Origin of the sequence: Erythrobacter sp., assembly GCF_023653175.1 — a bacterium.
In the GTDB taxonomy this organism is placed as follows: domain Bacteria; phylum Pseudomonadota; class Alphaproteobacteria; order Sphingomonadales; family Sphingomonadaceae; genus Erythrobacter.
This window is the reverse complement of record NZ_JAMNXL010000244.1, coordinates 1-4,397: the sequence shown is the minus strand read 5'-3', so window position 1 is coordinate 4,397 and position 4,397 is coordinate 1. Positions and strand designations below refer to the sequence as shown.

3 protein-coding genes are annotated in these 4,397 nt (G+C 63.2%); all 3 read left to right on the top strand.

Features of this window, described 5'->3' with window-relative positions:
- On the top strand, nucleotides 1-3,461 hold a 3,461-nt coding region (locus NBV68_RS18140), incomplete at its 5' end, for a strawberry notch family protein (protein WP_296312664.1).
- 53 nt (nucleotides 3,462-3,514) lie between these two features.
- Entirely contained in the window at nucleotides 3,515-3,928 is a 414-nt protein-coding gene (locus NBV68_RS18135) for an MbcA/ParS/Xre antitoxin family protein (RefSeq protein ID WP_296312662.1), read from the top strand.
- Nucleotides 3,925-4,397 (top strand): RES family NAD+ phosphorylase (locus tag NBV68_RS18130; RefSeq protein ID WP_296312660.1); only part of this gene is annotated, 473 nt, incomplete at its 3' end. The genes NBV68_RS18135 and NBV68_RS18130, both read left to right, overlap by 4 nt.

Here is a 4,397-nt window from a genome sequence, read left to right as displayed (position 1 = left end):
TGCGGCTCAATGCCGCAGTCGAACGCGCGTTCATCAAGAACGGCACCGCGATCACCACGCGGCTGCTGGTACTCGATAAGGTGGCAAGCTCCAACGAGCCTGTCGCTGTCCGCACCAACGACTTGCGCCAGCTGGCCCATCTTGTCGATGCTTTACCGGCTCGCGCCAGCCTGGAGGCCGCTCCCGAGAAATCTAGCCTTCCGGCTCGTGCTCCATTTCGTCTGGTGGCCGCGCCGCGCAGGCCGCTGCCTACACCAGACAGGATCACTCCTTCAACCTTCGCCATCGGATCGCTCACATACCAGTCGCTTGAAACCCCTGCGCCGCTTGCCCCTCAGGTCGGCCACTATCTGCCCTATCGCCCTAGCAGGATCGTGATCGATGGCGCGTCCGGGCATCCGACGCCGCTCGTTGAGTCCGTCGCCATGGGCTCGATCGCTGCACCGATGCCAGATGCTCTGCCGCAGCTGCCAGATGGCCTGATTGCGAAGGGACTGCTGTCGGCTGCTCAGGCGGAGACATTGATCTATGCTGCAAGCGCCCATGCGCGCGATCTTCCCGGTCGGTTCGAGCCCGAGGACAAGGGCTGTTCGCTCAAGGCCTTGGCAGAAGGTCAGGTCTACCGGCAGGGCTATTTCCTCGGGGACGGAACGGGCGCCGGGAAGGGCCGTCAGGTTGCGAGCGTCATTCTCGACCGCTGGGTGCGCGGCGAACGCCGCCATATCTGGATCTCGAAGAACGAGGCGCTGCTGGAAGACGCCCGCCGCGACTGGGCGGCCCTTGGTGGTCTCCCGATCGACATCCAGCCTCTCGCGTCCTGGAAGCTCGGTACCCCCATCGCGATGCGCGAGGGGATCCTCTTCGTCACCTATCCGACCTTGCGTTCGGGTCGGAGCGACGCAACCCGGCTCGACCAAATCTTCGCTTGGGCTGGTGAGGATTTCGATGGCGTGATCGTGTTCGACGAAGCGCACGCCATGGCTAACGCTGCTGGTGGGGAAGGATCCCGCGGCAAGGTCAAAGGATCGGAGCAGGGCATTGCCGGGGTGCGCCTTCAGAACCTCCTGCCCCGCGCACGCGTGCTCTATGCCTCGGCAACCGGCGCGTCCGACGTCAACAACTTGGCCTATGCGACGCGCCTTGGGCTCTGGGGTCCGGAAACCGCCTTCGCCAACCGCGAGGCCTTCGTCGCCGATATTCGTGACGGCGGCATCGCCGCGATGGAACTGGTCGCGCGGGATCTCAAGTCGCTCGGCCTCTACACCGCGCGCGCTCTCTCTTTCGCGGGTGTCGAGTACGAAATCCTCGAGCATTGCCTGACTGAAGAGCAGATCGCGGTCTACGATGCCTATGCTGAAGCATGGGCGATCATACACGCCAACCTGCGCGAAGCGTTGGAGGCGACCCGGATCGTCGACTGTGAAACTGGCGGGACGCTCAACTCCGGTGCCAAGTCCGCAGCGCTGTCGATCTTCGAGGGGACCAAGCAGCGCTTCTTCGCACAGGTTCTTCTGTCCATGAAGCTGCCGAGCCTGTTGCCAGCCATCGACAGCGCGCTTGCCCACGGAAGCGCTGTAGTCGTCCAACTGGTCTCGACCGCCGAAGCCATGCTCAACCGCCGGCTTGCTGACCTCTCGGACGAGGAACGCGAAGCGCTGGAGATTGATCTGTCCCCGCGGGAATATGTGATCGACTATCTGGCCAAGAGCTTTCCAGTCCGACTTATGGCCGTCTTCACCGACGAAAACGGTAATCCTCGCTCCGAGCCGATGAGCGACGAGTTCGGCGCGCCGGTGCTTTGCCGATCGGCACTCGCCGCGCGCGACCGGATGATCGAGCAGCTCTGCGCCTTGCCGCCGATCGCCACCGCGCTTGATGCCATCATCGAACGCTTCGGCGTCGACCAGGTGGCGGAAGTCACTGGTCGCACGCGACGGCTCATCGTCGGCCATGACGGTCGTCAAAAACTCCAATCCCGCTCGCCGCGCGCCAACGTCGCCGAGACTCAGGCCTTCATGGACGGCTCCAAGCGCATCCTGGTGTTCTCCGATGCCGGCGGAACCGGGCGCAGCTACCATGCCGATCTGGCCGCGAAGAACCAGGCCCGCCGCGTCCACTTCCTGCTTGAGCCGGGTTGGAGGGCTGACGCCGCTATCCAGGGTTTAGGGCGAACCAATCGCACCAATCAGGCGTCGGCTCCGTTGTTCAGGCCGGTGACCACCGATGTGCGCGGCGAGCGCCGCTTCATCTCGACGATCGCCCGGCGCCTCGACAGCCTCGGCGCTCTGACCCGCGGGCAGCGCCAGACCGGCGGACAGAACCTCTTCGATCCTGCCGACAATCTCGAAAGCATCTACGCCAAGGAGGCGCTTCATCGCTGGTTCGGCCTCTTGTTCACCTGCAAACTCGAGGCGGTCAGCCTTGGGCGCTTTCAGGAGTTAACAGGCCTGCGGATCGAAGCGCCCGATGGTTCAATGGTCGATGACCTGCCCTCGATCCAGCGGTGGCTCAATCGCATTCTTGCTCTTCCCATTGCTCTGCAGAACGCGATCTTCGATGAGTTCATGGGGTTGGTCGAAGCGCGCATCGATGCCGCCCGTCAGGCAGGCACACTCGATCTTGGCCTCGAGACGATCGCGGTCGAGGACTTCACTGTCCTGTCGGACACACTGCTGCGTACCGATCCGGCCTCGGGCGCGACCACCCATCTGCTCGAACTGGAAATCGCCAGAGCTCTGAAGCCGCTCACGCTGAAGCGGCTCGAGGAGGTTCACGGCCTCACGGGGCAACGGCAGCGGCCCGTTCTGAACGCCCGCTCGGGCCGGGTCGCGCTGATTGTGCCCGCCCGTAGTATTCTTGCGGATGACGGCACGCGCGTGACCCGCTTTGAGTTGCTGCGTCCGCTGGGGCGCAGTCACATCACCGGGGATCAGTTGGCGGAAAGCAGCTGGGAGGAAATTGCCATCGGCGCTTTCCGCGAGGCATGGGCCGCCGAGGTGGAAGAGGCGAGGACGAGCCACAAGCGCGAGCGCCTCTATCTTGCGACGGGTCTCCTGCTCCCGGTCTGGGACAAGCTGCCATCGGATTTCGTGAAGGTCAGTCGCATCTCGGCGGCGGATGGCCGCTCGCTCCTCGGGCGGGAGGTTCCCGTCCATTGTGTTCCGGAACTGTGTCGGGCGCTGGGTCTCGAGCGCGAGCAGACGCTGTCTGCCGATGACGTTGTCCAGACTGTTCTGGCGACGGGCCGGGCCATCGATTTCGCGGCCCGCGAGAAGCTCATGGTCAAACGCAGCCTGGTCAATGGCTCACAGCGGATTGAGCTCACCGGTTGGAGCCCCGCCCGCCTCGATTGGTATAAGGCTCAAGGCTGCTTCACCGAGATCATCCGCTACCAGACCCGGCTCTTCGTGGCGATTGAAGGCGCAGCGAGCGTGATCGCCAAACTGGCATCATCGGCATAGTTTCTTGCCAAATGGCATCATTCAGCATATATAGTGCCATATGGAGAAATGTCGTGCTGGCTCTGCAATCCGTTGATACTGCCGTTACCGCCTTCCGTCCTGATCCGATTACCCAGGACGAGGCAGCTGCCATGTTTCGGGCAGTCCTCAACCTGTTCGGCAAGTGGGAGCTGACCGACGAGCAGGCGGCAACCCTGCTCGACATGCCGGTTCGCTCTTATCGCCGCTGGAAGGCGGAAGGGCCGGGGCGCGTATCGCGTGACGGTCGTGCGCGTCTGTCCAACCTCATGGGCATTCACAAGGCGCTTCGGATCATCTTCTCGGAGGCCACCCGCGGGTATTCTTGGATCAGAGCGGCGAATGAAGCGTTCGGCGGAGCGAGTGCGCTCGACGTGATGCTGGGAGGCGAGCTGACCGACATTATGCGGGTGCGTCGCTACCTCGACGCGACACGCGGTGGCTGGTGAGCGAAGCGGCGGATATCCCCGTTTCTAGAGTTGAGTGGAAGGGCGCTGTTCGGATCATCCGGAGTGCCTTTCCGCCGATTGATCTGTTCGAGGACATCGCCGATCCAGCCGACTGGCCGCTGCTGATTTCGGCAGAGCAGAAGACCAATCCCCGCATCATGACGACGATTGGCAATCTTGACCTCGTTCCAGCAGGCCGGCGCGTCGGCGGCAATGGCGCCTCGTACCTTATGGCGCCTTTCACCCATGTCAGCACTGACCGGCCTAGCCGTTTTACCGATGGCAGCTACGGTGTGCTCTACGCTGCCGACCGTTTCGAGACTGCACTGTTCGAGACGATCCATCACCATGCCCGCTTCATGGCGCGAACCAAGGAAGCGCCGGGATGGACCTCGCAGTTCCGCGAAATCGTCATGTCGGTCGAGGCCGATCTGCATGATCTGCGATCCCTGCCGTTGACAACGGCGCC